Source organism: Kitasatospora sp. NPDC018058, assembly GCF_044327205.1.
Taxonomy (GTDB): domain Bacteria; phylum Actinomycetota; class Actinomycetes; order Streptomycetales; family Streptomycetaceae; genus Kitasatospora.
In genome coordinates this window covers 26,625-52,104 of sequence record NZ_JBIRFA010000024.1, presented here as the reverse complement: position 1 = coordinate 52,104, position 25,480 = coordinate 26,625, and the positions used below count along the sequence as shown (strand labels likewise).

Annotated in this window: 25 protein-coding genes; 4 read left to right on the top strand and 21 right to left on the bottom strand. The window is 71.7% G+C overall.

The window, feature by feature from the left end; all coding sequences use genetic code 11:
* Positions 1-19 precede the first annotated feature (19 nt).
* From ACH4E7_RS29370 to ACH4E7_RS29335, 8 genes are all read right to left on the bottom strand, one after another.
* Entirely contained in the window at positions 20-415 is a 396-nt protein-coding gene (locus tag ACH4E7_RS29370; protein ID WP_355676466.1) for a hypothetical protein, read from the bottom strand.
* A gap of 41 nt (positions 416-456) precedes the next feature.
* Positions 457-1,698, bottom strand: a complete 1,242-nt coding sequence (locus ACH4E7_RS29365; protein WP_396252081.1) for an NAD(P)/FAD-dependent oxidoreductase — start codon at positions 1,696-1,698, stop codon at positions 457-459.
* A complete protein-coding gene (locus ACH4E7_RS29360; RefSeq protein WP_396252080.1) occupies positions 1,695-2,249 on the bottom strand; it encodes an SRPBCC family protein in 555 nt (184 codons plus the stop codon). Before ACH4E7_RS29360 ends, ACH4E7_RS29365 begins: the two co-directional genes overlap by 4 nt.
* Complete coding sequence (locus ACH4E7_RS29355) at positions 2,236-2,703, bottom strand: SRPBCC family protein (RefSeq protein ID WP_355676469.1); 468 nt, start codon at positions 2,701-2,703, stop codon at positions 2,236-2,238. Before ACH4E7_RS29355 ends, ACH4E7_RS29360 begins: the two co-directional genes overlap by 14 nt.
* Before the next feature lie 5 nt (positions 2,704-2,708).
* On the bottom strand, positions 2,709-3,248 hold the full coding sequence (locus ACH4E7_RS29350; RefSeq protein WP_396252079.1) for an SRPBCC family protein: 540 nt from the start codon (positions 3,246-3,248) through the stop codon (positions 2,709-2,711).
* 40 nt (positions 3,249-3,288) lie between these two features.
* Positions 3,289-4,692: a coproporphyrinogen-III oxidase family protein gene (locus ACH4E7_RS29345; RefSeq protein ID WP_396252078.1), complete on the bottom strand. Its 1,404-nt coding sequence runs from the start codon at positions 4,690-4,692 to the stop codon at positions 3,289-3,291.
* Positions 4,693-4,760: 68 nt separating this feature from the next.
* Entirely contained in the window at positions 4,761-6,170 is a 1,410-nt protein-coding gene (locus tag ACH4E7_RS29340) for a cytochrome P450 (RefSeq protein ID WP_396252077.1), read from the bottom strand.
* Entirely contained in the window at positions 6,167-6,985 is an 819-nt protein-coding gene (locus ACH4E7_RS29335) for a hypothetical protein (protein ID WP_396252076.1), read from the bottom strand. Before ACH4E7_RS29335 ends, ACH4E7_RS29340 begins: the two co-directional genes overlap by 4 nt.
* Positions 6,986-7,323: 338 nt before the next feature.
* Here ACH4E7_RS29335 and ACH4E7_RS29330 point away from each other — a divergent pair, with 338 nt between their 5' ends.
* On the top strand, positions 7,324-7,740 hold the full coding sequence (locus tag ACH4E7_RS29330; protein ID WP_355676474.1) for an SRPBCC family protein: 417 nt from the start codon (positions 7,324-7,326) through the stop codon (positions 7,738-7,740).
* A gap of 34 nt (positions 7,741-7,774) precedes the next feature.
* Positions 7,775-9,247: an MFS transporter gene (locus ACH4E7_RS29325; protein ID WP_396252075.1), complete on the top strand. Its 1,473-nt coding sequence runs from the start codon at positions 7,775-7,777 to the stop codon at positions 9,245-9,247.
* A gap of 67 nt (positions 9,248-9,314) precedes the next feature.
* Here ACH4E7_RS29325 and ACH4E7_RS29320 read toward each other — a convergent pair whose 3' ends face one another.
* The 3 genes from ACH4E7_RS29320 to ACH4E7_RS29310 all read right to left on the bottom strand — a co-directional run bounded on the left by ACH4E7_RS29320 (position 9,315) and on the right by ACH4E7_RS29310 (position 11,934).
* The gene (locus ACH4E7_RS29320) at positions 9,315-10,220 is read right to left on the bottom strand and encodes a DNA-3-methyladenine glycosylase family protein (RefSeq protein ID WP_396252074.1); all 906 of its coding nucleotides are present in this window, start codon (positions 10,218-10,220) and stop codon (positions 9,315-9,317) included.
* A 3-nt stretch (positions 10,221-10,223) separates the two neighbouring features.
* Positions 10,224-10,739, bottom strand: a complete 516-nt coding sequence (locus ACH4E7_RS29315) for a MarR family winged helix-turn-helix transcriptional regulator (RefSeq protein ID WP_396252073.1) — start codon at positions 10,737-10,739, stop codon at positions 10,224-10,226.
* A 145-nt stretch (positions 10,740-10,884) separates the two neighbouring features.
* Entirely contained in the window at positions 10,885-11,934 is a 1,050-nt protein-coding gene (locus ACH4E7_RS29310; protein ID WP_396252072.1) for an alpha/beta fold hydrolase, read from the bottom strand.
* 242 nt (positions 11,935-12,176) lie between these two features.
* Here ACH4E7_RS29310 and ACH4E7_RS29305 point away from each other — a divergent pair, with 242 nt between their 5' ends.
* Positions 12,177-13,235: a hypothetical protein gene (locus tag ACH4E7_RS29305; RefSeq protein ID WP_396252071.1), complete on the top strand. Its 1,059-nt coding sequence runs from the start codon at positions 12,177-12,179 to the stop codon at positions 13,233-13,235.
* Between the two features lie 135 nt (positions 13,236-13,370).
* On the opposite strand, the gene ACH4E7_RS29300 is transcribed toward ACH4E7_RS29305, so the two are convergent.
* The 10 genes from ACH4E7_RS29300 to ACH4E7_RS29255 form a co-directional block, all read right to left on the bottom strand.
* Positions 13,371-13,811, bottom strand: coding sequence for a MarR family winged helix-turn-helix transcriptional regulator (locus ACH4E7_RS29300; RefSeq protein WP_396252070.1), 441 nt, complete (start codon positions 13,809-13,811; stop codon positions 13,371-13,373).
* Positions 13,804-14,568 (bottom strand): 4'-phosphopantetheinyl transferase superfamily protein, encoded by a 765-nt coding sequence (locus ACH4E7_RS29295; protein ID WP_396252069.1) that lies wholly within the window; start codon positions 14,566-14,568, stop codon positions 13,804-13,806. The genes ACH4E7_RS29300 and ACH4E7_RS29295 overlap by 8 nt, the downstream gene beginning before the upstream one ends.
* Before the next feature lie 3 nt (positions 14,569-14,571).
* Positions 14,572-15,444, bottom strand: a complete 873-nt coding sequence (locus tag ACH4E7_RS29290; RefSeq protein WP_396252068.1) for a cyclase family protein — start codon at positions 15,442-15,444, stop codon at positions 14,572-14,574.
* A gap of 399 nt (positions 15,445-15,843) precedes the next feature.
* Positions 15,844-16,080, bottom strand: coding sequence for a phosphopantetheine-binding protein (locus ACH4E7_RS29285; RefSeq protein ID WP_350743348.1), 237 nt, complete (start codon positions 16,078-16,080; stop codon positions 15,844-15,846).
* 58 nt (positions 16,081-16,138) lie between these two features.
* Complete coding sequence (locus ACH4E7_RS29280) at positions 16,139-17,368, bottom strand: beta-ketoacyl-[acyl-carrier-protein] synthase family protein (RefSeq protein WP_396252067.1); 1,230 nt, start codon at positions 17,366-17,368, stop codon at positions 16,139-16,141.
* A 28-nt stretch (positions 17,369-17,396) separates the two neighbouring features.
* Entirely contained in the window at positions 17,397-18,644 is a 1,248-nt protein-coding gene (locus tag ACH4E7_RS29275) for a beta-ketoacyl-[acyl-carrier-protein] synthase family protein (RefSeq protein ID WP_396252066.1), read from the bottom strand.
* Positions 18,645-18,718: 74 nt separating this feature from the next.
* The gene (locus tag ACH4E7_RS29270; protein WP_396252065.1) at positions 18,719-19,663 is read right to left on the bottom strand and encodes an ACP S-malonyltransferase; all 945 of its coding nucleotides are present in this window, start codon (positions 19,661-19,663) and stop codon (positions 18,719-18,721) included.
* Between the two features lie 242 nt (positions 19,664-19,905).
* Positions 19,906-20,874, bottom strand: coding sequence for a Gfo/Idh/MocA family protein (locus ACH4E7_RS29265; RefSeq protein ID WP_396252064.1), 969 nt, complete (start codon positions 20,872-20,874; stop codon positions 19,906-19,908).
* Positions 20,875-20,926: 52 nt separating this feature from the next.
* Complete coding sequence (locus tag ACH4E7_RS29260) at positions 20,927-23,563, bottom strand: tetratricopeptide repeat protein (protein WP_396252063.1); 2,637 nt, start codon at positions 23,561-23,563, stop codon at positions 20,927-20,929.
* Positions 23,564-23,705: 142 nt separating this feature from the next.
* Positions 23,706-24,095 carry a DUF5710 domain-containing protein gene (locus ACH4E7_RS29255; protein ID WP_396252062.1) on the bottom strand — a complete coding sequence of 130 codons (390 nt, stop codon included), beginning with the start codon at positions 24,093-24,095 and terminating at the stop codon, positions 23,706-23,708.
* 120 nt (positions 24,096-24,215) lie between these two features.
* Between ACH4E7_RS29255 and ACH4E7_RS29250 the strand changes: the two genes are divergently transcribed.
* On the top strand, positions 24,216-25,406 hold the full coding sequence (locus ACH4E7_RS29250; RefSeq protein ID WP_396252061.1) for a serine/threonine-protein kinase: 1,191 nt from the start codon (positions 24,216-24,218) through the stop codon (positions 25,404-25,406).
* Positions 25,407-25,480 lie beyond the last annotated feature (74 nt).

The window sequence follows — 25,480 nt, the reverse complement described above, 5'->3', positions numbered from 1 at the left end:
GGGACCGGCCGGGGGCTGATCAGCTCGCTTCGAGCAGCCGCTTGAGCTGGACGAGCTCCTCGGCCATCTCGTTGCGCTGCCCGACCACCACGTCCTCGTCGACGTGGGGCGGCAGGTTGACGGTGAAGCGGACGGCCACGTGCTCGGCGTGCTCCTGGAGGTCGAGCTCGGCCTCCTCCTCCTGGCCGCGGATCAGCGAGTGGATGACGTAGCGGCGGGCGCCGGCGCTCTCGGTGCCGGTGATCCAGGTCTCGATCGGGCCCATCACGGACTGCACCTGGAACCTGCCGTCCTTCTCGCCGTCGACGGCCTGGAAGAAGGTGGTCCACTCGGTCAGGTTGGGCATGTGCCCGAGGTAGGCGCCGACCGTGGCGAGGTCGCCCCTGATGTCGATGCCTCCGGTCACGGGGATCATTGCGGTTGTCCTCGCTCTCTTTCGTGGTGCGGGGCGGGCCGTTACAGCAGGCTGAACTGCTCGCGGACGCCGCCGATCAGCTCGCGCGGCGAGCCGGGCGGCTCCTCGGCGCTGCCCCGCAGGGTGCTCTGCAGCAGGGCGGCCAGCGGCAGCACGGTGGGCAGGTGCGGGTCGGCGAGGCCGATCAGCAGCTGCTGGTGGGCGCCGTCCGCGAAGGTGGCCTCGCCGGCCGCGTCCGCGCCCTTGATCAGCGCGCCGACCTTCTCCTGGTAGCCGGCGGCCACCGCGGAGCGCTCCTCGGCGCCCGGGGCGGCCAGGGTGTCGACGGCCGCCTGGCCGGCGAACAGCCCGGCCTGGACGGCGATGTCGATGCCGCTGCAGAAGAACGGGTCCAGGAAGGCCGCGGCGTCGCCCGCGATCGCGTACGACTCCCCCGCCAGCTCGGTGGCGCGGAAGCGCCGGTTGAGCGCGGGCAGCACCGGCAGCAGCTGGTCGGCACCGGCCAGCAGGGTCTGCAACGGGGCGGCCTCGTCGACCTCGGCCCAGAACAGCGACTCGATGTCGCCGCCGTAGCGCTGGGCGTGCTCGTCGCCGACCACCACGCCGACGCCGACCCGGCCGCCGCCCATCGGGATCACGAACACGTAGCCGTGGGTGATCCCGATGATGGTCATCGTGCCCTCGACCGCCAGCTCGTGCTCGCGCTCGGGCTTGAAGTGGCTGAACACCGCCTCTCGCGGGTCGAGTTGCTGCTCGGGCTCCTCCCGGGTGCCGAGCGCCCGGGAGACCAGGGCTGACTTGCCGCTGGCGTCGATGACGTACCGGGCGGAGAGCTCGGCGATCCCGGCCGGGGTGGCCGCGGTGAGCTTGACGCCGCTGCCGTCCGCCGCGAACTCGACGTCGGTGACGGTGTGCAGCGGGCGGTAGCTCGCGCCCTGGCGGATCGCGTTGTCCACCAGGATCTTGTCGAACTTGGAGCGGTCCAGCCGGACCACGGCCGGCAGGTCGCAGCCGGCCGCCCGGGACAGCGTCAGCTCCAGGCCGAAGCGGCCGGTGGCGTTGAGGAACCGCACGCCGGTGGCGGACCCGAAGGCCTCCTTGACGTCCTCCACGCCGAGCCCGCGCAGCAGCGGCAGGGTCTCCCCGGACCACGACTCGGGCAGGTGCGGGGCGGGCTGCATCGCCCGGTCCAGCAGCAGGACGCTCAGGCCCGCCTTGGCCGCGGCCGCCGCCGCGGTGGAGCCGGCCGGGCCGGCTCCGATCACGATCACATCGGTGGTCACGCGGCGGCTCCCAGGGCGGCGGGCGCAGGCTGCGCGCCCGCCTCGAAGTGGCTGACGAAACTGTCCAGGATCCGGCCGAGGCGGTCCTCGAAGCGACGCCGGTAGGCGTCCCGGTAGTCCTGGTGGGCGGGGTCGGACGGGCTGCCGCCCGGCTGGGCCGGGAGCAGCTCGTAGTTCCGCTCGGCGGTGACCAGGCAGCCGCCGTCCTGCTCGGTGAAGCGCCAGGCGCCGACGTGGTCGGCCATGCCGGGCGGCGGGGTGGGGCTGAAGAACTCGATGTCGCCGCCGGGGGCGAGGAAGCGGACGGTGCGGACGAACTCCGTCCGGCCGTCGCGCTCCACCTCCAGGTCGAACTCCTGGTGGGCGCCGTCGTCGTAGTGCACCCGGACCGAGGTGATCCGGTCCCACACGGCGTGCCAGGAGGCGATGTCCCAGAACAGCGCCCGGACCTCGGCCACCGGGGCGGCGACCGGTCGACTGACGCTCAACAGGTCGCTGCGGTCGGCCACGTCGACCGATTCGAGGGGGCCGGCCTGCTCAGCGGGCGACATCGGCCTCGACCGCCTCGCGGAACAGCTGCAGGTTGTGCTGCAGGTGGCCGGAGAGCCGGCGGCCGAACTCGGCCTCGTCCGGCACCGGCGCGGCGGCCGGGTCGCCGGCGGGCGGCGCCAGCAGCTCGAACTCGCGGGTGGCGGTGACGGTGGTGCGACCGTCCTGCTCGACGAAGTTCCAGCGCCCGGTCATCCGCTTCAGCAGCGGCGGCGGGGTCGTCTGCACCAGCTCCAGCTCGTACGGGGCGCGGCAGTAGCGCACGCCGCGGACGGTCTCCTGACCGCCGGGGCGCTCCACCGTCATGGTGAACTCCTGGTTGTAGCCGTCGCAGTAGAGCACCTGGACGTCCAGGGTGTCCGGCAGGATCGCGGGCCAGCGGTCCAGGTCGGCGAAGGCGCCGTAGGCGGCCTCGATCGGGGCGTCGATGACCACGGTCTCGGTGATGGCGGCCACGGCGGTCACTCCCCGCCCTTGCCGGTGAGCACCTTGCGCCAGGAGTCCAGCGCCAGCTTGGAGTGACCGGCCAGCATGGTCGTCACCTGCTCCTCGGTGCTCGCCTCGTCGGTGGCCGGGTAGACCAGCGGGGCGACCTCCTCGTGGAGGTTCCACACGTGGGTGACCTCGACGTGGGTGTGCTCCGGGTTGTCGGCGGCCTGGGTGAAGCGCCAGATCCCGCCGTGGTGCTTGAGGAACTCCGGCGGCTCGGGCTGGAAGAACTCGATCTCGCCCGGGCGGCAGTTGCGGATCGAGCGGACCCGCAGCTGGGAGCCGTCGGTCTCCGAGGCGACCGTCATGAAGAACTCCTGGTAGCGTCCGTCGTCGTAGCGGACGTCGATCTCCTGCACGTGCGGCAGGTACTGGGGCCACTCACGGACCTCGAACAGCGCCCCGTAGACGGCGTCCAGCGGCGCCTCGATCACGAGGGTCTGCACGGTGCGGTGGGCGAACCCGGGGTGGGTGTCGATGGTGAGCCCGGCCGTGGGGCTGACGGTGGTCATCTCTGCTTGCTCCTTGGGCTGTTGTGCGTACGGTCGGGTCTCAGGCGCCGAGCCAGTCCTCGCGGCGGCCGGCGAACAGGTCGACCATCGGGGTGTTCATGGCCCAGTGCGGGTGCTCCAGCGCGGTGGTCTCGCCCCAGAAGTCGGGGTTGGTGAACTCGAGCATCACGTTCATGTGCCACTCACGGCCCAGCTGGGTGAGCGTGAACTTGTCGTCGGCGAGCTCGGCCAGGCCGCGGCTGAGGATCCGCTCGACCTCGGGCTTGAAGTCCTCCAGGAAGCTGGAGCCGAACTGGAACTCGTACTCCTTCAGGTCGACCGCGAAGGCCTGCAGGATGTTCATCACGTAGCGCTCCTTGCGGACCCGCGGGCTCAGCTGGGAGGAGACGGCCGAGATGAAGTGCTCGCCGCGGTTGACGGCGGCGATGTAGCCCTCGACGTCCTTGCGGCCGCCGACCCGGTAGTCGTTGATGAAGCTGTAGGCGCTGGGGCCGACGCCGAGGATCTCGACGTTGTTCCGCAGGAAGGTCCACTCGTTGTAGACGTTCTCCCAGCCCGGCCGGCAGAAGTGGTCGAACATGTAGTTGTGGAAGCCCATGTTCTCGGTGGCCTCGACCAGGTCGCGGTACATGTTGCGGACGTACTCCGACTCCTTGTCCACCAGCGGGGCGACCTTGCCCATCTTGATGAACTTGTCCTGCGGGGTGCCGGGGTGGATCCGGTACAGGTAGGTGGTCAGGTGCTTGACGTCGAGGTCGCGCAGCACCTCCAGGTCGCGCTGCCAGATCTCCCGCCGGTGGCCCGGCAGGTTGTACATCATGTCCATCTGGATGTTGCTGAAGCCGCGCGAGGACAGCTCGTTGATGGTCTTGACGGACTCCTGGGCGGCGTGCGGGGAGCCGATGATCCGCAGGATGCTCTCGTCGAAGGACTGCACACCGAGGCTGACCCGGTTGATGTACGAGTCGGCGACGTAGTCCAGCTTGTCCGGGGTGTAGTCGCGGGCGTTGCCCTCAAGGGTGAGCTCGTAGTCCTTGGCCACCGGGTAGTTGGCGAAGATGGTGTCCAGGATCCGCTTCAGGTACGCGGTCTTGAGCAGCGAGCCGGTGCCGCCGCCGATGTAGATGGCGCGCAGGCTGCCGGTCTGGAAGCGCTTGTAGGACGCCCAGCGCTCGAGGTCGGCGACGATCGCGTCGACGAAGCGCGCCTCCTTGTTGCGCGGGTCGTGCGGGGAGAGCTGGTCGACGAAGTACGGGCAGGAGTAGCAGCGCACCCGGCAGAACGGGATCGACAGGTACATCACGTAGTCCTGGCCGGTCTGGTCGAGCGCCAGCTGCGGCAGGAACTCCTGGCCGGAGCGGTTCTCCCAGAGCGCCGGCGGATACAGGATGAACGGGGTGGTGTACTTCTGCGGGTACGGCTGCGTGGTGGCGGGCGCGGTCATGCTCGGGTCTCCAATCGGACGTTCATAGGCTGGGAAGCTGCGGCGACTTCGATCTCCCTGACGGTCCGTCAGGAACCGCTGCGCGGCTCGGCGTACATCGGCAGGCCGCCCTCGGGGCGGAGGGTCATCACCGGGCCGGCGACCACCCGGTGGCCCGGCACGGACCGCAGACGGAACTGCTGCACCACGGTGGTGAGCAGGAGCTGCGCCTCCATCAGCGCGAAGTGCACACCCAGGCACTGGCGTTGGCCGCCGCTGAACGGGACGTAGGCGTAGTGGTGCTGCTTGGCCTGGTTCTCCGGGGTGAACCGCTCCGGGTCGAAGCGCTCGGCGTCGGGCCAGTAGTCGGGGTGGCGGTGCACCACCCAGGGGCAGATGGTGATGCTGGCGTCCTTCGGCAGCGGCAGGCCGCCCACCTCGTCGGGGCCGTTGCCCCAGCGGGCCAGCAGGTAGATCGCCGGGTAGAGCCGCATCGCCTCCTGGATCACCATCCTGCTGTACGGCAGGTTCGGCAGGTCGGCGACCGTGGCGGTGCGGCCGGACAGCTGGGTGTCGACCTCGTCCTCCAGCCGCTCCAGCACCTCGGGGTGCTCGGCGAGCAGGTGGAAGGTCCAGGTCAGCGCGTCGGCGGTGGTCTCGTGGCCGGACAGCAGCAGGGTCATGACCTCGTCGCGCAGCTGCTGGTCGCTCATCCCGACGCCGCCGTCCTCGTCGGTGACGGCCATCAGCAGGGAGAGCAGGTCCCCGGTGTCGACGGGGTGCTCGCGGCGGCTGGTGATGATGTCGTGGATGACCTCGTCCAGCTCGGCGACGTTGGCGTTGAACCGCTTGACGCTCGGCAGGAAGGGCATGTTGACCATCAGCGGGCCGAAGGGGTTGCCGAGCAGCTTGGCGAACTGCTCACTGACCTCGCTGAAGGCCGTCCCGACCTTGCCGGCCTCGTTGATGATGTCCATGTTGAACAGCGTCTGGCCGACGATGTCCAGGGTGAGCCGCATCATCTCGGCGTCGACGTTGACCGGGCTGTCGTCGCCGCGGGCGTCGCGCTCGCGCCAGCGGTCCAGCATCCGCAGCGTCGCACCGGTCATCATGTCGCCGTAGGTGGCGACCCGCTGCTTGGTGAACGCGGGCTGGATCAGCCGGCGCTGGCGCTGCCAGAGGTCTCCGTCGCTGGTCACCAGGCCCTTGCCCATGACCCGGCCGAGCAGCAGGAAGGCCGGGTGCGGGGCCTTGCTGTAGTTGGCCGAGTTGGTGGCCAGCACGTGCCGGATGTGGTCCGGGTTGGAGAGGAAGTAGAAGTACTGGTTGGCCAGGAAGCGCACCTTGACGGCGTCGCCGTACTGCTCGAACACGTCGGTCAGCAGGGTGATCGGGTTCTTCGAGAAGCCGCGGGCGACACCGAGCGGGGAGCCGCCGGTGGCGACCGCCCAGGCCTTCGCGGGGCCGGCGGCGGCCCGCCGCTCCGGGGCGATGGTCATCGGTCCGCCCCCTTCCCGCCCTCGATGCCGACGGGCCGACCGATCAGGTAGGTGACCGGCGGTCCGCCACGGCCCTCGGGCTTCAGGACGCCGGTCTCCCAGGAGTAGTCCGACGCATCGAGGTCGTGCACCATCTCTCGAAGCTCCTCAGTGGTGTAGGTGCGCAGGTTGGAGGCGATGCCGTCCCACATGAACGCGAGCGGCACCAGCGGCACGAGGTAGCTGAAGAACAGCCGGCTGTAGCTGACCGGCCGCAGCCGGGCCGCCCATTCCCAGACCAGCAGCGGGCCGAGCGGGACGGTGAGCAGGATCGGCGCCCAGCGCCGCTCGGTGAACTCGAACACGGCGATGGCCTCGCGCCGCCGGTAGGCGTCCTTCAGCACCCGGCGGGCGGGGTGCGGCCGCAGGTGGTGGAAGCCGGTGAACAGGGTGCGCAGTCCGGACAGCCGCTCGGGCACCGCGGTCGCGTCGACCGACTGCGCCTCGAAGCGGGTCCGGCCGTCGCCGATCGCGCGGACCGCCGCGGCCAGCGCCTCCCGGTTGGGGTACTTGTCGGTGAGGACCAGCTCGACGTCGGCGTCCTCCTCGGCCAGCCGGCCCTTCAGCACCGTCCAGGGGCCGGAGCCGCCCGAACACAGGTCGACGATCCGGCTGATGTCGTGCTCGCGGACCAGCTTGGCCAGCAGCGGCACCACCGGCGCGTACACGTCGCCGCGCAGCACGATGGCCTCGCGCAGCAGGTCGGTGATCGGGTTCCGCAGCACCGCGGGAAACCAGGACAGATCCTCGAACTCGAACAGGTGACGCCGTTTCATCGCAACTGACCTCGCTCCACTGGATGGCGCCGTTCGGATTTCTCGGCGGTCGACGCCGAACAACCCCCATACTCCGCACTGGAATTCGAGCAGGCCATCCCCAAAACCATGCAGCGCTCCAGTCAAGCTCCGGCAACCCGCTGCATACCGACGCCGGATCGGCGCGCTTACCTCCTCTGAGCAGTCCATATGCCCGCATACAGAAGTCGCCGGCGGAGGCGCTCAAGTGGCGTTCAAGCGGGATTCGAGGGGGTCCCGCAAAAGCCGGTGAAGAATTGTCGGGCAGCAAATTCCCGATCGATGTGAATCGATTTATCACCGACGAAAGGACTTCCCCCATGTGGGAGTACGAGCACAGCGTGATCGCCGACGTCACCCCTGAGGCGGTCTGGGCCCTCTACAGCGACACCACCAAGTGGGAGAGCTGGGACCAGGGCCTGGACGCGATCGAGCTGCACGGCCCGTTCGAGGTGGGCACCAAGGGCCACCTGAAGCCCAAGGGCCAGGACGGCTTCCCGTTCACCCTGATCGAGGCCGAGCCCAACAAGCGCTTCACCGACGAGACCGTGGTCAACGGCCTGGTCCTGCACTTCATCCACATCCTGGAGGCGCAGGCGGACGGCCGCACCAAGATCACCCACCGGGTCGAGATCACCGGCCCGGCCGCCGCCGAGGTCGCCCCGCACGTCGGCCCGGCGGTCACCGCCGACATCCCGGCCACCGTCGCCCGCCTCGCGGAGATCGCCGCGGCCTGATCCGCCCCCTTCCACTCCACCCCAGGAGGCGCACGTGTCCATCATCGAGTCCAGGACTTCCACGGAGACGGCGCCTCCCGGGGCGCCGTCGCCCGCCGCGGCAGCCGGCCCGGGCCACCGGGCGGCCAACGGTATCGTCCTACTCCTGCTCTGCCTCAGCGAATTCATGATGTCGCTGGACTTCTCCATCGTGAACGTCTCACTGCCCGTGATCCAGGGCGCCCTCGGCTTCCGCGCCGGGGACCTGGTCTGGGTGGTCACCGCGTACGTCCTCGCCTTCGGAGGCTTCCTGATCGTCGGCGGACGGCTCGCCGACCTCTACGGGCGCCGGCGCCTGCTGGTGCTCGGCCTCACCGGCTTCACCGCCGCCTCGGTGCTGGCCGGACTCGCCGACTCGCCGGGGCAGTTGGTCGCCCTGCGGGCCGTCCAGGGCCTGTGCGCGGCCGCCGTCACCCCGGCCGCTCTGGCCACCCTGACCACCACCTTCACCGGCGAGAAGGAGCGCCAGCAGGCGATGGGCGCCTGGGGCGCGGTGCTCGGCGCGGGCTTCGTCTCCGGCGTGGTCGGCGGCGGCGTCATCACCCAGTACCTGAACTGGTCCTGGGTGTTCTGGATGAACGTGCCGATCGGCGCCGTCCTCGCCGTGCTCACCGCCCGACTGCTCGGCCCCGGCCGGGACGGCCGCCGGCCGCGCCGGATGGACCTGCCCGGCGCCGTCCTGATCACCGGTTCGGTGGTGGCCCTGGTCTTCGCGCTCTCCGAGAGCAGCGTGACGGGCTGGACCTCCACCCGGGTGCTGGGCGCGCTGGCCCTGGCCGCGGTCGGCGGGCTCGCCTTCGCCGCGGTCGAACTGCGCAGCACCGAACCGGTGTTGCCGCTCGACCTGCTGAAGCTGCGCCGACTGGTGGTGGCCAACCTGGCCAATGTGCTGATGATGGGCTCGTTCTTCGGCCTGGTCTACACCGTCACCCTGTTCCTGCAGGACGTGATGGACTTCTCCCCGCTGCGCACCGGCCTGACCTTCGCGGGCGCCGGGGTGGCGGGGCTGGCGGCCGGCGCGGCCTCCGAGCCGCTGGCCCGGAAGTTCGGCGCCACCCGGGTGCTGATCATCGGCGCGCTGTTCCAGGCCGCCGCCACCGGGGTGCTGGCCACCCTGCCGACCAGCGGCACCCAGCCGTTCGTATCGGCCTGCACCGTGGTGGTGAACTTCAGCGGTGTGGTGGCGATCGTGATGATCAACCTGGCCGCGACGGAGAACGTCGCCGACCAGGACCAGGGCGCCGCCGGCGGCCTGCTGAGCACCTGCGAGCAGATCGGCGGGGCGATCGGCCTGGCCGTGATCTCCACCGTGGCCACCTCGCGGGCACACCACCTGGCCGGTTCGGGGCACCCGGACACCCATGCACTGCTGGCCGGCGACCGCTGGGGCATGGCCACCGCGGCCGCCCTGGCCGTGGCCGGCGCGCTGACCGCCCTGGTCGGGCTGCGCAAGCCGACCAAGAGCTGACGTACCGTCAACAGCAGAGCGCCCCATCGCAGTCGGATCGCGGTGGGGCGCTCTGTCGTGGGTCCGGTCAGCCGCCGACGCGCAGGTAGTGCCCCCAGTAGCCCTGCCACGGCCCGTAGTGCTCGGCCAGCTCCTGGAACTCCGCCTCGTCGACGGGGCGGCCGTAGACCCGCTGGACCGCCCGGCTCATCTCCTTGTCGAGCACGATCCGCTCCATCCGGCCGAGCCCGCGGATCAGCAGGAAGGACGCCGACCACTCGCCGATCCCGGGCAGCTTCAGCAGCTGCTCGCGGACCTCCTGGTACGGCCCGGTGCGCAGGAACCGCTCGTCCAGCTCCGCCCAGAGCCGCACCGAGCGGTGCAGGTAGCTCGCCTTGCGCTGGTTGCCGATCAGGGCGACCAGCTCCGCCTCCTCGAAGCGGGCCAGCTGGTCGACGTCCGGGAACGCCCAGAGCCGCTCGTCGCCCACGTCGATCCGGTTGCCGACCGCCTCGACCAGCGCCCGCTTCATCTGACGGGCCACCGGCATCGGCGCCCGCTGGCACAGGATCGCCCAGCAGAGCAGCTCGAACGGCGAGGGGAACTTGACCTGGTGGTAGCCGTGCAGCCGCTCCACCACCCGGGCGAACGGCCCGTCCTGCCGGGCCAGCCGGTAGAACTCGGTCAGGTCGTCGGAGAGCCCGAGGTAGAAGTCGATCCGGTCGGTGACCGCCGCCACCGCCTCAGGAGTGATCGGCTGACCGGCGGCGAGCCGGCCGTCCAGCCCGGACGCCCCGGGCGCCGCCGTGAGGCGCACGCCCAGGGTCGTCCCGGCCTCCCGGACGGCCAGCGTGAGCGCCGCCTGCGCGGTGCCCTGCTGGCCGGCCATCGCCGGGAAGGAGCCGATGAAACCGAGCGAGGCCCGGAAGTCGAACGGCTCCCGGGCGGGCAGCCGGATGTCCGTCAAGTGCAGGGCCGCCGCCTCCGTGGCCATGGCTCAGTCCTCCTTGCGGTTGCTGGGCAGCCCGGCCGCGAGCGGCTGGCCCCACTCGTCGGACAGCGCGTACAGCACGGCGAGCGCGGCGTTGCGCGGGACGGGGGCGAAGAACTCGGCGTCGGCCTTCTCCACCGCGTACATCGCCTTCTCCAGTAGCGCGGCCCCGGCCTCGGTGACCTGCACCCGCTTGGCGCGGGTGTCCACCAGGTCCGGGATCCGCTCGACCAGGCCCTTGCTCTCCAGGGTGCGCAGCACCTGGCTGGTCATCATCGGGTCGGTGCCGGAGTGGTCGGCCAGGTGGCGCTGGGTGGGCGGGCCCTCCTGGGTGCCGAGCCAGCCTGCGCCGGCCAGCAGCACGAACTGCACGTGCGTCAGGTCGTGCGGCTTGAGGGCCGCGGCGATCGCCCGCTGCCAGGAGAGGGTGACGCGCCAGAGCAGGAAGCCCGGGCTCTCGGCCGGCTTGGCGGGCCGCTCGAAGTCGGCCTGCGGCTGGTTCTGCACTGCGGACTGGTTCATGGCGGTGCTCACTTTCCCTCCGTGACAGGGGTCTGCTCGGTGGTCTGCATGTACGGGATCCCCCACATCAGTGGGCCCCTCTCTCCACTTACTATGCGCGTTTACTATATCGGATACGAGTATCCTGGGCGACCCGGCGGCCGGGTCAGATCAGTGCCAGTTCCATCGCCCTGGCCACCGCCATACCTCGGCTGTTCACCCCCAACTTGACGTTGATGTTGGCCAGGTGGCGGGCCGCGGTGTGCTCCGAGATCCCCAGGATCCGGGCGATCGCCCGGTTGGAGAGCCCGTCCCTGGCCCGGCCGATCACCGCCAGCTCGCGGTCGGTCAACAGTCCCCGACCGGGGTTGGCGAACGCCGCGAGCTCGGCCAGCACCGTCTCCGGGTCGGTGAAGTACGGCAGCGAGGCCCCGCCCGGCAGGGTCCGGCTCACCGCCTCCGGAAGCGCCTCCACCATCCGGCGGGCGACCGCCGCCGGACACAGGTAGCTGTCCTCCCGACGCAGCAGCAGCGTGGGAACGGCCACCTCGGCCAGCTCCGACCACGCGTTCAGCGCGCAGGAGTCCAGGAACAACGCGGCGGCGGCCTCCGGCTGGGCGCACATCCGCTGGTAGTCGGCGTACCAGCGGACCTCGTCCGGCCTGGTCCCGGGCAGCAGCAGCTCGGCCACCAGCCGGGAGCCGAGGTGCCAGTCCGCCCGGACCAGCCGCTCCACCGCGCCGGGCAGGTCGTTCGCCAGCCCGTCCGGGTGGTCGCGGTCCGCGGTGAAGGACGGCGCGGTGCCGAACAGCACCAGCCGGCTCACCCGGTCCGGGTACCGGGAGGCGAACAGCAGGGCCAGCGGACCGGCCAGTCCGCTCGCCAGCACGATCACCCGCTCCTCCGCACACGCGTCCACCACCGCCACCAGATCGGCGAGTTGACGCTCCCGGGAGAAGTCCGGCTCCTCCTCCGCGGACATCCCCACCCCGGGCGGGTCGTAGCGGATCACCCGGAACGACTCGGCCAGCGACCGGTGGAAGTCACCCACCGGCCCGACCGACCAGTCAACCGACAGGTGCGAGACCCAGCCGGACAGGACCAGCAGCGCCGGGCCCTCGCCGCCGGCCGTCCACGAGATGTGCCGCCCGCCCTCGACCAGGCGGCGGCGGACCAGCGGTGCTTCCCCGCCTCTTGCTCCGGTCGGCCTGCTCATCCCTTGCTCTTCCCCCTTGCTCCAGCACCCACTTGCCGTTGCTGTGCTGTTCGCAGCGTAAGGAAGCCCGGGGCCTGGGAGCTTGAGCCGAACTAGACGCCGACAGGACCAAACCGCGGCCCCGGCGAAGTACGCAGGTCGGGGCGGAGCGCACCGGCCACCCTGCACAGTTCTGGGGATGGAGCACCCGTCGGCCGCCCCGCACACTGAGGTCCGGAAGGCAGGAGGAAGGAAGGCCGAGGATGACGACGACCGTCGAGGAGACCATCTGGACGTCCGTGGTGCACGGCGCCGTGCACGGCGCGACCGTGACCGACCTCGGCGGCCGCCACCCCATGTCCGTCTCCGCCTGCGGGTTCACCGCGGCGGAAGCCCGGCGCGGCGCACTCGCCCGCTACCACGCGGCGCGCGCCCTGCAGGAGGCCGCCAACGGCCCGACGGCCGTCGGGCCCGGCCCGGTCCGGGCGCTGTGCCCTGCGGACTTCGTCCCCGGCGGCGCCGAACCCGGCGCCGCCCCGCCGCTGCCCGCGCTCTCCGGCGTCGGCGCGGTCAGCGGGCTGCGCTACTTGGTGCCGGCCCGGATCTTCTTCTCCGCCCCCGTCCCCGCCGCTGTGCGCGAACCCGTCCTGGACGGCGCCGCCACACCCGGCCCGGCGCTCGCCGAGGTGCTCGCGCTGGACGTCGCGGCCCGCTGGTGGCGCCACCCGCACACCCGGCTGACCGACGCCACCGTGCTGCTGTCCGACCGGCTGCCGGAGGAGGTCCGCCGGGCGCTGCCCGCGCAGGGGCTGACGGCGGAGGCGTTCCTGTGGACCTCGGTCGGCTTCGCGCTCGGCATGGTCGTGATGCACCGCGGCGACGGTGAGGCGGCGAGCTTCGGGGTGAGCGGACGGGAGACACCCGGTGCCGCCCTGGAGAACGCCTTCCTCAAGGCGATGGCCGCCCGGTTGGGCCGCCCGCCGGGGCCCGGATCGGCCGGTCGAACGGCTCGGCCCGGTGCGCACCGCGCCCGGCGCACCCGCTTCGCGCCGCCCACCGGCCCGAGCGGCACCCGGGCGCTGACGGCCTGGCACCAGGGCTCCGAGCAGCTCGCGCTGCTGCGCCGCCATGCCGTCGGGCGGCTGCCCTCCGGCGCCTGGCCGGCCGTCGACTGGGTGGAGCTGGCCCACCGGCGGTTCGGCCACGAGCCGGTGCTGGTCACCCTGCCGACCGCGGGCGGCGGGCACACCGTCCAGGTCGCGTGTCCGGGGGCCGAGGTCTACCGCGCCTCGGCCGTCTCGGTGCCGAGCTTCCCGTTCTGAGTCTTCGGTGCTTGTGAGCTTCACGTGTCCCGGCGTCCGTGCGCCGGGCCTTCGTCATGCCACCGTTGCCTTCGTCATGCCACCGTTGCCTTCGTCATGCGGCCGGGGGCCTTCGTCACGCCGCCGTCGCCTTCGTCATGCCGCCAGCAGGTCGAGCAGCCGCTCCAGCGCGCCGCGGTCCGCGGCGGCCAGGCCGGCCAGCAGGTCCTCGTCCACCTGCCGTTCCAGCGCGGCGAGTTCGGCGGCGAGCCGGACGCCCGACTCGGTCAGCTCGATCCGGTAGGCGCGCCGGTCGGCCGGGTTGCGCCGACGGACCACCCAGCCCTGCTCCTCCAGCTGGTCGATCAGCCCGACCATGCTGGTCCGGTCGATCCCGAGCTGTTCGCCGAGGGCCTGCTGGGCGCTGGGGCCCTGGGCCACCAGGGTGGCCAGCACGGCGTGGTCCTTGGGCCGCACGCCGCGGTCCGCGAGCGCCTCGGCCAGCCGGTCGGAGAACCGGTCGGCCGCCAGGCGCAGCAGCCGGCCGGGTCCGGGCTCGGGCCGCCGGGCCGGGGCGGTGTCCGCCGTCTCAGGCATGGCCCGTCACCTCCTTGAGCAGATTGTCATGCGCGATGATAGTCAGCTCTAGAGATGATTTTCCAGACCCCGTGCCCGAATCACCGGGCCCGTTCCGCACCGGCGCCCGCGACTCCCGGGCAGCGGGCAGCGCCACCACAGCGGCCGCCAGCCCGGCACCGTGGGCCAGCGCCACCGGGACGCGCCGCCCGTCCACCGTGCGCAGCACCGGCGCGCCCGCCTCGGTACGGCCCCAGCGGGTGCGTCCGGCCGTCCGGCCGACGCCCGCGCACAGATCCTCCCAGGCCCGCCGTCCGGCCAGCCGGGCGGCCGCCGAGTGGGCCAGCTGCCGCTCCCGGCGCGGCAGACCGTCCGGAACCGCCACCAGGGCGGCCCGCAGCCGCGGCGGCGGACGGTGGCCGAGGCCCGGGGCCGCGACCACCGCCGCCAGCACCGAGGCCCCGACCTCCCGCACCGCGCCGCACAGCACCCTCGGAAAGCCCGGCGGGTGGCGGCCGCCCGCGATCCGGACCACCCGGGCCCCGCCCCTGGGCGGCGCCACCTCGACCCCGCGCCAGCCGATCCCGTCGAAGCCCGTCCCGAGCGCCTTGAGCACGGCCTCCTTGACCGCCCACACCTCGGTGAGCGCACGCGGGTCGGCCGCGGTGGCGGCGAGCTCTCGCTCGGTGAACGCCACCGCGGCCACCTGCGGGGTGCGCCGCAGCCGTACCGCCCAGTCCGCGACGTCCGAGACGTCGACCCCCAAGCGGACCACCACGGCTCAGTCCGCCTCTCGCCCGTCCGGCTGTCGCCCGTCCAGCCCGGCGGCGGGCCAGGCGGGGGCGGCGGTGTGCGCGGGGGCCTGCCCGGTCGGGCCGACCATCGCGACCACCCTGGTCCAGCCCGCGCCCGCGCCCGCCACGGCGACCGGGAAGCAGGTCACCATGAAGCCGGTCGCGCCGGGCAGTTCCTCCAGCCGGTTCAACTTCTCCAGCTGCAGGTACTCGCTGACCCGCCCGTAGATGTGGGCGGGCCACAGGACCTCGCGGTCACCGGTGCGGTGGTACTCCTCGACCATCGCGGCCATCGGGCGGTCGAGCCCCCAGGCGTCGATGCCGATCACCTTGACCCCGCGCTCCACCAGGAAGGCGGTGCCCTTCCCGGAGAGGCCGGCGTACTCGGTGAGGTACTCCGCGGTTCCCCAGTGCTTCGAGGCGCCGGTCCAGAGCAACACGATGTCGCCCGGGACCAGTTCGTGCTCGGCCTCGTCCAGCGCGGCGATCAGCTGGTCCACCGTGATCGCGCTGCCGACCGGCACATGGCGGACGTCCAGGCGCACGCCCGGCCCGTAGCACCACTCCAGGGGAACCTGGTCGATGCTCTTCGCGGGCGCACCGCCGGACTCCGGCCCGTAGTGCAGGGGCGCGTCCATGTGCGTCCCGGTGTGGGTGGTCAGCGTGACGGTCTCACTGGAGACCGCCATGCCGTCCGGGAACGCGTCCGGACCGAGTCCGAGCACGACGGCGCCGGTCTCGTGGTCGAGCACCTCGACCTCGACCGGGGTCGCCTCGCTCGGGGTGTCCTGGACGATGACGCTCAGGTCGATCAGCCGGAGCCCGGGCACCGCGGGCGGCGGGCCCTCGTGCTCTGTCATCTGATACCTCCGTGAATACCCCCGGCTTCAGCCGGGGGAGGAAACGGACTTCCCGCATGGCGGGGCAAGAGCCGGCGTTCAGCCGTCAAGGCGGACGGCCACTCCTACTCCTCGAGTCACTGTGTGTGATAGTTGCTCACGCTGATTCGGGACGAGAACCAAGTTTCGGATCGGCCTACCGCCGGGCTGGCGGGAAGTCAGGTCTGTGGAGCTGATGCAAGACCGATGGGCGGCACACCGTCCCTTGCTGGTGATCCCAGGTCGGCAACCGGCTGTGAAGCAGAAAGCCCGACCCGCGAGGGTTGGAACCTCCGGCTTCAGCCGGAGGGGGATGTCAACACGCCTCCTCTCCTCGGCGGTCGTCGGTCTCGCCCGCCAAGCGGGCGGGCTCGCGGCGACTCAGATCCGGCCGTCCAGGAACTCGACCAGCTGGGCGACCGTACGGACGTTCTTCAGCGCCTTGCCGTCGGGGGCCTGGCCGCCCACCAACGAGGCGACGGTCTCCACCAGTTCGGCGGAGTCGATGTCCAGGTCGGCGCGCAGCTGCGCCTCCGGGACGATCTCCTCGGCCTCGATGCCGAGTTCCACCAGCACGGCCTTGAGGCGGTCGAAGGTGGACAGGGTCTGGGTACTCATCTCGGGTTCTCCCTCGACTGGTTGAATGTGGTTTTCCTGACGTTGTTCTGACGCACCGTCAGTTCGTGTCGCCGGCCGGCCCGCGCAGCACCAGGGCCGCCACGGTGCCGTCCGCGCCGCGCGCGTTGACCAGCGCGGTGCGCACCGGCCGCACCCGGGGGGCGTCGACGATCAGGTCCAGCTCGGTGGCCTCCCGCTCCCCCGCGGTGATCCCCGCCACCGGCGGCACCGCCCCATTGCGGATCGCCAGCAGCGCGGCCAGCAGGTCCACGGCCGGGGCCGCGCCGAGCAGGTGGCCGGTGACCGGCTTGACGGTGGTGCACGGCACCCGGTCGACCGCGCCCGCGCCGAGCAGGTCCTGCACCGCCCGGACCTCGCCGGCGTCGGCGTAGACCGTGCCCTGCGCGTCCAGGGCGATCAGGTCGAGGTCCTGCGGGGCGACCTCGGCCTCCTTCAGCGCGGTCTGCGCCACATGGGTCAGCACATCGGTACCGGTGCGACCGAAGACCTGGTCCGAGCCGGCGTGCCCGGCGGCGAACCCGGCGACCTCGGCGAGGATCTCGGCGCCGCGCGCCCTGGCGCTCTCCTCGGCCTCCAGGGTGAAGACCACCGCGCCCTCGCCCACCAGGTAGCCGTCCGCACCGGCGCCGAACGGCCGGTAGTCGCCCGGGCTGAGCCGCCCGCTGGTCTCGCAGAAGGTGTAGGTGTACGGCGTGACCGGCGCCTCGGCGCCACCGGCCAGCATCGCGTCCGCGCGGCCCTCGGCGATCGCCCGCACCGCGTAGCCGATCGCCACGGCGGCGCTGGCGGTGTCCGCCGCGATGGTCTTGGAGAAGCCCTTGATCCCCCACTTGATGCTGATCTGGCCCTGCGGGGCGGTCGGGAACCAGGCGGAGGCGATGTACGGGCTGACGCCGGTGTAGCCGACCTGGCAGAGCCGGCGCATGCTCTCCTCGGTGATCTCCCAGCCGCCGAACATGTTGCCCAAGTAAACGCCGACCCCCTCGGGGGCCTCGGCCGGGTCCAGGCCGGAGGCGGCCAGCGCGTCCTGCGCGGCGACCAGGGCCAGCTGGCAGAAACGGTCCATCCGCTTGCGCAGCCGCAGCGGGATCGAGGCGACCGCCTCGTCCCCGGCGACGCCGGCGCGGTGCGCGGTGTACTGCTCGGTCGGGAAGCGGTCGATCTCGCTGACCGCCGGGCGGGCCGCGCCGACCAGCTCCCAGAACTGCTCCGCGGTCCGGGCGCCCGGGAGAGCCAGCCCCACCCCGGTGATGACGACCTTGCGCATCTCGTGTCCTCTCTTTCCGTTGGGTGGCTCAGGCGCGGCCGAGGACGACCGTCGAGTGGATGCCGCCGAAACCGCTGGAGAGGCTGGCGATGGCGTCCACGGTCGCCTCGCGGGCGGTGTTCGGGATGTAGTCGAGGTCGCAGTGCTCGCCGGGCTCGACGTGGTTGACCGTGGGCGGCAGCCGGTGCTCGTTCAGCGCGAGCACGCAGGCCACGAACTCCAGGGCGTTGGCGGCGGCCAGCGCGTGGCCGACCATCGACTTGATCGAGCTGACCGGCGTCCGGTACGCCTGCTCGCCGAGCACCAGCTTGACGGCGTTGGTCTCGCAGACGTCGTTCTGCGGCGTCGAGGAGCCGTGGGCGTTCACATAGCCGATCCGCTCGGCGGGCACCTTGGCGTCGTCCAGCGCGAGTTGGAAGGAGCGCGCGAGGTCGGTGCCGTGCTCGGCCAGGTCGGTCATGTGGAAGGCGTTGGCGCTGCTGCCGAAGCCGAGCACCTCCCCGAGGATCGCGGCGCCGCGCTTGCGGGCGTGCTCCCACTCCTCCAGCACCACGATGCCCGCGCCCTCGGCCAGCACGAAGCCGTCCCGGAAGCGGTCGAACGGCCGGGAGGCGTGCTCCGGGTCGTCGTTGCGCACCGACAGCGCGCCGATCACGTCGAAGCAGGCGACCACGAACGGGGTGATCGGCGCCTCGGCGGCCCCGGCCACCATCACGTCGGCCTCGCCGCGGCGGATGGCGTCGAACGCGAAGCCCACCGCGTCGTTGCCGCCGGTGCAGCCGGTGGTCAGGGTGACCGCCGGGCCGCACAGGCCGAAGGCGTCGGCGACCGCGGCGGTCGGGGTGTTGAAGGTCGCGGACAGGTGCAGCCGGCGGTGCGCGGCGGCCACGTCGATCGGGCCGGTGCCACCCGCCGTCAGGTCCGGGAAGTGCTCGGTCATGAACTTGGTGCCGCCGATCGCGTTGGCGATCACCACACCGGTGCGGAACGGGTCGACGTCACCCGTTCCGTCCAGCCCGGCGTCGGCCATCGCCTCGTACGCGGCGGCCAGGGCGATCCGGACCACCCGGTCGTCCCCGTCCGGCTCCTCGGCCGGGCTGCCGGGCAGTACCACCGGCGGCAACTGGCCGGCGATCTGCGAGTTGAATCCCGCGGCATCGAAGGAGCCGATGCGGGAGACGCCGTTGCGGCCCTCCCAGAGGCCTTCGGCGAAGTTCTTCCTTCCGATGCCATTGGGTGCCAGGACCCCCAGGCCCGTGATCGCGACTCGACGCATCGCGCTCTCCTTGTCCCTCTCGGTCGGTGAAGTGGTCGGTGCTCAGTGCTCGTTACGGCCGGTCGGGCCAGGTGCTAGGCGACCAGCAGGTGCTCGTCGCCCACGGTGAGTGCCATCGCGTCGCCCCACCCGGCGCAGGAGGCGGAGACCGCCTTGCGGTCGAACTGCCGCAGCAGGCCGCGCAGTACGGTGCCCGGGCCGACCTCGATGCAGGTGTCCACGGCCTCCGCGCGCAGCGTCTCCATCACGCCGACCCATTCCACGGGGGCGGCGATCTGACGGGCCAGCAGGCTGCGGTAGGAGTCGAGGTCGGTGACCAGTCGGCCGGTCATACTGCTGATCAGCGGGGTGTGGCCGGCGTGCAGCGGCAGGTCGGCGATCAGCGGGGCCAGCCGGTCCTCCGCCTGCGTCATCAGCGGCGAGTGGAAGGCGCCGTGCACCTCCAGCGGGATCACCGTCTTTGCGCCCCGCTCCAGCAGCACCGCGGACAGCAGCCGGACGGCCTCGCTCTCCCCGGAAACCACCGACTGACGCGGGCTGTTGGCGTTGGCGACCACCACCGTGCCGGACATCTCGGCGGCGGCCATCCGCACCGTCGCCGGGTCCATCCCCAGCACGGCGGCCATCGCCCCCGGCGTGGCGACACAGCAGTCCGCCATCTCGGCCGCCCGGTTGGCGACCACCACCAACGCGTCGTCCAGGTCGAGCCAACCGCCCGCCACCAACGCCGAGTACTCCCCCAGGCTGTGCCCGGCCACCACGGCCGGCGCCAGCCCGAGCAGGTCCAACTCGGCCGTCAGCGCGCAGGACAGCGCCAGCACGGACAACTGGGTCGGCACCGTCTCGGTCAGCCGTTCGGCCGGACCGACCAGCACCGCCTCCTCGATGTCCTGCCCGACCATCGCCCCGGCCCGTCGCAGCACTTGTCCGAAGAAGGGCGACCGCTCGTACAGGTCGGCCCCCATGCCCACGTGCTGGCTGCCCTGCCCGGGGAAGAGGAACGCGTACCGGTGCCCCATGAGCTGCCACCCTCTCTGTGCATCACCATTCTTGAAAGTCAGCATGACTGATGGTTTTGCAGACTGTCAATCAGCTCATCCGACCATCAGTTCCCCTCGCCCAGGCCTCAACACGCCCTCGAACACGCAAAAGGGCCCGGTCCGGACACTGTCCGAACCGGGCCCTTCTCGCCCGCTTGTCACTGTCTTCCCAGGTCAGGGTTCGTTCGCTGAGGCTCCTGACCGAGCCGACAGCCCGGCGCCTACCGAGCCTCCGGCACCGCGTGATGGATCGCCGTGATCGTCGCCGCGGCATCGAAGCCGAGTACCGGATCGGGCCGGCCGGAGAGCAGGCTGGCGTAGAGCGGGCGGTAGTGGGCAACCTTTCGCGCGGTCCGGCCGTCGTTGCCGAAGGCTGCCAGCAACTCGCCCTCCCGGGCAGCGAATCCGGTCATGGCAGTGTGGTCGATCCAGACCTCCACACTGGAGCGGCCGAGCACCAAGCTGCTCTCCTTACTGCTGGAACCGGTCAGCCAGCTGCTGCGCAGCCGGGCTGTGCCGGCCTCGCCCCGGGAGCGGAATCCCACCGTGCACCACGCGCTCGCGCCACCGTCCACCTGCTGGAAGGAGGTGAGTTCGGTGAGGTCCACGAAGCGGGTGAGCATGCTGAGTTGGTTCACCCCGGAGTCCATCCAGCTGGAGACGTACGAAGCGAAGGCTTCTGTGCCGCGAAGGACGTAGGGATCGTAGAAGGCCGAGGTGACGGCCGTGATCGGCCCCCAGTCCGGGTTCGCGGCGAGCAACTCCGCCGCCCAGTCGACCTCGGGCGAGAAGGCGAAGTGATGGGCGGTGAACACGCGGTTCTGCACGTCGGCCTTCCCGTCCAGCTCGCGCAGCCCCGTGAGGGAGGCCAGGTCATGGACGAGAGGCTTCTCCACGAGCACTCTGGCCGTTGAGTGAAGGAGGGCCAGGATCGCCAGCTCGGCGTGCGTCTCCGTGGGGGTGGCGAGGACCACCAGGTCCGGCTGGTGTGCGTCGAGCGCCTGGGCGAGGCTGCCGTAGTGAGGCGGCGTGGTGCCCCGGAACTTCACCGGCCCAACCGGCCGGGAGTCGACCGTGAACTCCAGGGCCACATCGTCCCGTTCGGCCAGGACGGCAAGGTGGGTTTCGGCGATGATGCCGACTCCGACCAGGCCGACACGTGCCGGCTCGACGCACACCGGATCGGTCATGTGATCTCTTCCCCTCGTCCGACACCGGCCCCGGGCCCAGCGTCCTCGCGTCTCATCGTCGCGCGGCCACCTCGGCCCACCGGCCCAGCGACACGGCCGCGCCGTCGACCCATTCGACCCGCGGGTCGAGCTCCACAGCCTGCGGGACGCCCTCGATCCAGCTGGTCACGATCGGGACCCAGTAGGTGTTGCCGCCCGACCTGCGGGTTCGTGCGTCGAGTTCGGCCCGCGTGCGGCGTGCGCCGTCGTGGTCACCGTCGATCACCCCGAGCAGGATCTGGGCCACATCGGCCAGGTTGTGGCCGCCGCGGTAGCCGATGCCGTCCGCCAGTTGCCGCGTACCTCCCACGGCCTCCACGGCGGCCACGGCGTCACCGGCCACCGCGTGCGCGACCGCCTCGGCGGAGCGGACCTTGACCAGCTCGACCGGGTTGGGCACCAGATCGAGCAGGTCCCGCGCCCTGATCGCCGCGTCCGACACCGTAGCCGTGTCACCGGACCAGCAGGCGGTCTGCGCCAGGTTGGCCAGTGCCTTCGCCTCCGCGGCGGCCAGGCCCTCACGCCGGGCCAGGTCGATCGCCTCGGCGTACGCGGCGGTCGCCTCGTCGAAGCGGGCGTTCACCCGCCAGATGTGCCCGATCAGCCGCAGCCGTTCGCCCTCGTCCTCCGGCCCGCGGCTGCGCTGCTCCCGCAGCGAACCCAGCGCCGTGCCGAAACGTCCGTTGAGGTAGTCGAAGTCGCAGAGCCAGTACCGGGCCACGGAGTCGAACTCGCCGCCCACCAGGGCACGGTAGATCTCCGCCGCCTTGGTGTAGTCGCCGTGGTTGCGCAGCGCGTGGGCGAGGTGGACCTGCACCAGCTGCGCCGTCGGACTGCCCTGCCGCACGCCCTCCGCCGCGCTGCCGAGCAGCTCTACCGCCCGCGTGGCGTGGCCCGTGCGGCGCAGCTGGACACCCCGTATGGCGGCGAGAACGGCCCGGTACTCCGGCGTCCCGGCCCGTTCGGCGGGAAGTCCGGCACCCAGCTCCGACCACTGTCCTGCTTCGACGAGGCGTTGCGTGGCGCGGGCCATCCAGTCGGCGAAGACCCCGTGCTCCGCCGAGAGCTTGAGGCCGGACTCAAGAGCCTGGGCGATGGCGGCCCGCCCGGAGGACGGTCCGAGGCGCTCGCCGAGCCAGGCGAGCAGCCGGGCCGCGGCCTCGCTGCGGTCGCGGTCGGACCAGCCGTCCGGGAGGGTCCGGTCCGCCTCGCCGATGGCGTGGCGCAGCGCCGCGTGCAGCGCGTACGGCAGGACGTAGGCGTCGTCGTGTGTCAGGAACGGTCGACGTAGGAACCGGGCCACGCTGCCGTCGGAGACGTTGGGTTGTCCGGCCCGCAGCAGATCGGCGCCGACCCGGTCGGTCAGCGCCGCGGTGCGGACGAGGTCGCGCTCCTCCCGGGGCAGGTCACGGATCGACCGGGTGGCCACCGCGGTGAACGATCCGCCGAAGTCTGCCGCCGACGGCTGCCCGCCGCGGGCGAGGAGTGCGGCGTAGTGCGACACCGACAGGTCCAGGTACAGGGGTAGACCCTGGCCGCCCGCGATGATCCGCCGACGGACCTCGGCGGGCATGGCGGGCTCGCCGTCCCGGGTGAGCGCCTCGCTGAGGTAGCTGTTGGCGTCGGAGTCCGAAAGATAGCCGACAAGGTGCTGGCGGGGCTCGACGGTATCGTTGCTGAAGTGCAGGTTCGGCCAGTGCTGCGGACCCGTGAAGTCCAGCTCACCGCCAACGCCGGCGTCGGCCCAGTCGATGCGGTTTCGGCCGGTGATCACGAACAGCACGTTGGGCATCAGGTAGACACAGCGCTGGATCAGGCGCTCCACCGTACGGTCGGCGCTGCCGTTGACCACCTCGAAGGTGTCGAGGAACACGCACACCGTGGGCCGCCGGGCCGGTCGGCCCCGCCAGGGCAGGTGGTCCAGGTCCCAGGCCAGCAGGTACGGGAAGTATGAGAGCGTCTCGTAGTCGGCGTCGGCCTCGATCAGTTCGGCGAACAGCTCACAGTCGGCGAGCAGGCGTCCCTCGCGGACCCGGTCCCGGACGGCGCGATAGGTGGCCAGGGCCGCGCGCTGCGCCAGCCCGGTCAGACCGCCGAGCCCTGCGGGGTCGACCTCCCTCACGGTCTCCGAGATCTGCTCGCCGAGCCCGATACTGTGGGAGGCTCGGCGCAGGGCCGGTGAGGCATCGAGGAAGTCCTGGAGGGCTTCCCCGGGGTGGGCACGGGCCCAGTAGGAGGCGAGCGCCAGGTCGAAGGCGGGCCAGCGGCTGCCCAGTTGTCCCAGCCCGGCCCGCAGACGTAGCAGCAGGCCCTCAATGTCGCAGGCGCCGTCCTCCGAGACATCGACCCGTACGGTCACGACGTCGTCGCGCCCTTCGGCCGCAGCGTCGGCGAGCAGTCGGCGCTCAAGCTCGTGGGAGAGCGTCGTCTTTCCTATGCCGCCGACCCCGTAGAGCGTCAGAACGTTGCGGCGCCCCTGCGCCCGGTCCACGACCGGCGAGACATCGGCCTCGTCCAGGGTCCGGCGCAGGCCCTCCACCGACCGGTTGAAGGCAGCCACTTCGTCGACCCGGTTGGTGAAGACCTGTTGCGCCGTGACGGTGGACGACAGCCCGCTCATGAACGCGGCCCGCAGGTTCACCCGTGCCATCCCGTCCCCTCTCCGCGCCTCCCCGGCGATGTCCTGTCCGCAACGCCCGGAGGGATGCCTAACTGAAATCGTGTCAGCTCCCAGTAAGGTGCCACAAGTTGCCCCGGCAGGACGGGAACGCCCAGATGCTCGTGTCCTGTTCTCATGGCAGCCAGCGGGCGGCCTGCTCCCGGGTGACCCGCTCGGCGTCGACGTGCCAGAGCCGGTTCAGCCCGTCCCACTGGGCCTTGAGGAGTGACTTGGCCTCGTTCTTCTCCCCGAAAGGGACCTTGAGGTAGAGCCGTCCATTGACGGTGTCCCCGGGCCGGATCCTCGCCGCATCGGTCGCACCGGGCTCAGTGGGCTCGGACGAAGCGGGGCTCGCGCTGTTGGTGCTTCCGCCAGCAGCCCGCGGGTTCCACGCAGCCCGTTCCTTGCGGGCCCGGTCGATGACCCGGCTGACCCGTTCGCAGGATGCGGGGTCCGTGAAGCGCATCATCAGGTCGGTCGGCCCGCTGCCCGCGAGCAGGTTGAGCGAGCCGTGCCAGAGCACCGAACAAGGCTGTCTCGCCACGGGCCAGGAGGCCGCGTCTCCCGATCCACCCGCTTGACCGCGCAGGGTCCACTACGGTGGCCACGTAGGTCTCCGATCAGCACCACGACGAGGACGGGCGTGCACACGACGACTCCCCTGAGCCCCGAGGACCCGCCCGAGATCGGCGGTTTCGAACTCCTCGCCCGGATCGGTCAGGGCGGCATGGGCCAGGTGTACCTCGGCGAGTCCCCCAGCGGGGAGCAGGCCGCGCTCAAGGTGATCAAGCCGTCGCTGGTCGACTCGGAGACCCGGCTGCGATTCGCCCAGGAGATCGAGGTCCTCAAGACCGTCTGGGGAAACCGGGTCGCGGCCTTCCTCGACGCGGATCCCGAGGCCGAACCGCCGTGGCTGGCCACGGAGTACGTGGAAGGCGCCGATCTCCGCAGGCACGTGGACACGTACGGCCCGCTGCCCGCAGTCCTGGTGGCCTCGCTCGGTGCGACCCTCGCCGAGGCCCTGGCCCTGGTGCACAAGCAAGCGCTGCTGCACCGGGACCTCAAGCCGGCGAATGTCCTGCTGGGGCCCAACGGCCCCAAGATCATCGATTTCGGCCTCGCGGTGTTCGCCGAGTCGGGTTCCTCCCTCACCGCCCCGAACACGGTCGTCGGCACGCCCATGTGCATGGCGCCGGAACAGGCCAACGGCGTGAAGCCGCTCACGGAGGCGGTCGACGCGTACGCGCTGGGCGCGGTCCTCCTCTTCGCGCTGACCGGCCGGTACCCGTACCAGGCGGCCAACGTCCATGTGCTCTTCCACATGGTCACCGATCCGGACACGCCCCCGGACCTGACCGGCGTCCCGGCCGAGCTGTCACCGATCCTGGCCTCGATGCTGGCCCACGAGGCCGAGGACCGGCCGACCCTGCCGTCCGTGGTCAAGGAGTTCCGCGCCGTCATCGAGGCCCAGGGGCTCAAGGTCGCCCAGGCCCGCCGACGGCTGACAGCTCTGACCGCAGCGCATCCGGCTCCCGGGCCTGAGTCGACGGCCCGAACCGTGCAGCTCCTCCCACCTGCCCCGGCCGACGCAACCACGGTTCCTGCCCCGGCGCTGGCCGTCGCCCCGCCGCCGGGTCCCACACCGGACGAAAGCCCCGGCTACACCCCCACGCTCAAGGACGTCCCCGCAGTGGCAGCCGCACCCGCCGACGCCCCCGGACCGGCGTCTGCCCCGCCGTCGGCATCAGCGCCCTGCACGCCCCGGCGATCGCTGCAGGCCCGTCGCACAGCCCAACAGCTGCGCGAGGTCTACGCGGCCAAGGCCCCGTTCTGACCGAGGCCCGGCCCTCTCCTCGCACTCGCCGTAAGCTCTTCACCTGGTGCGCTGTCCCGCGAGGGCGGCCGCGA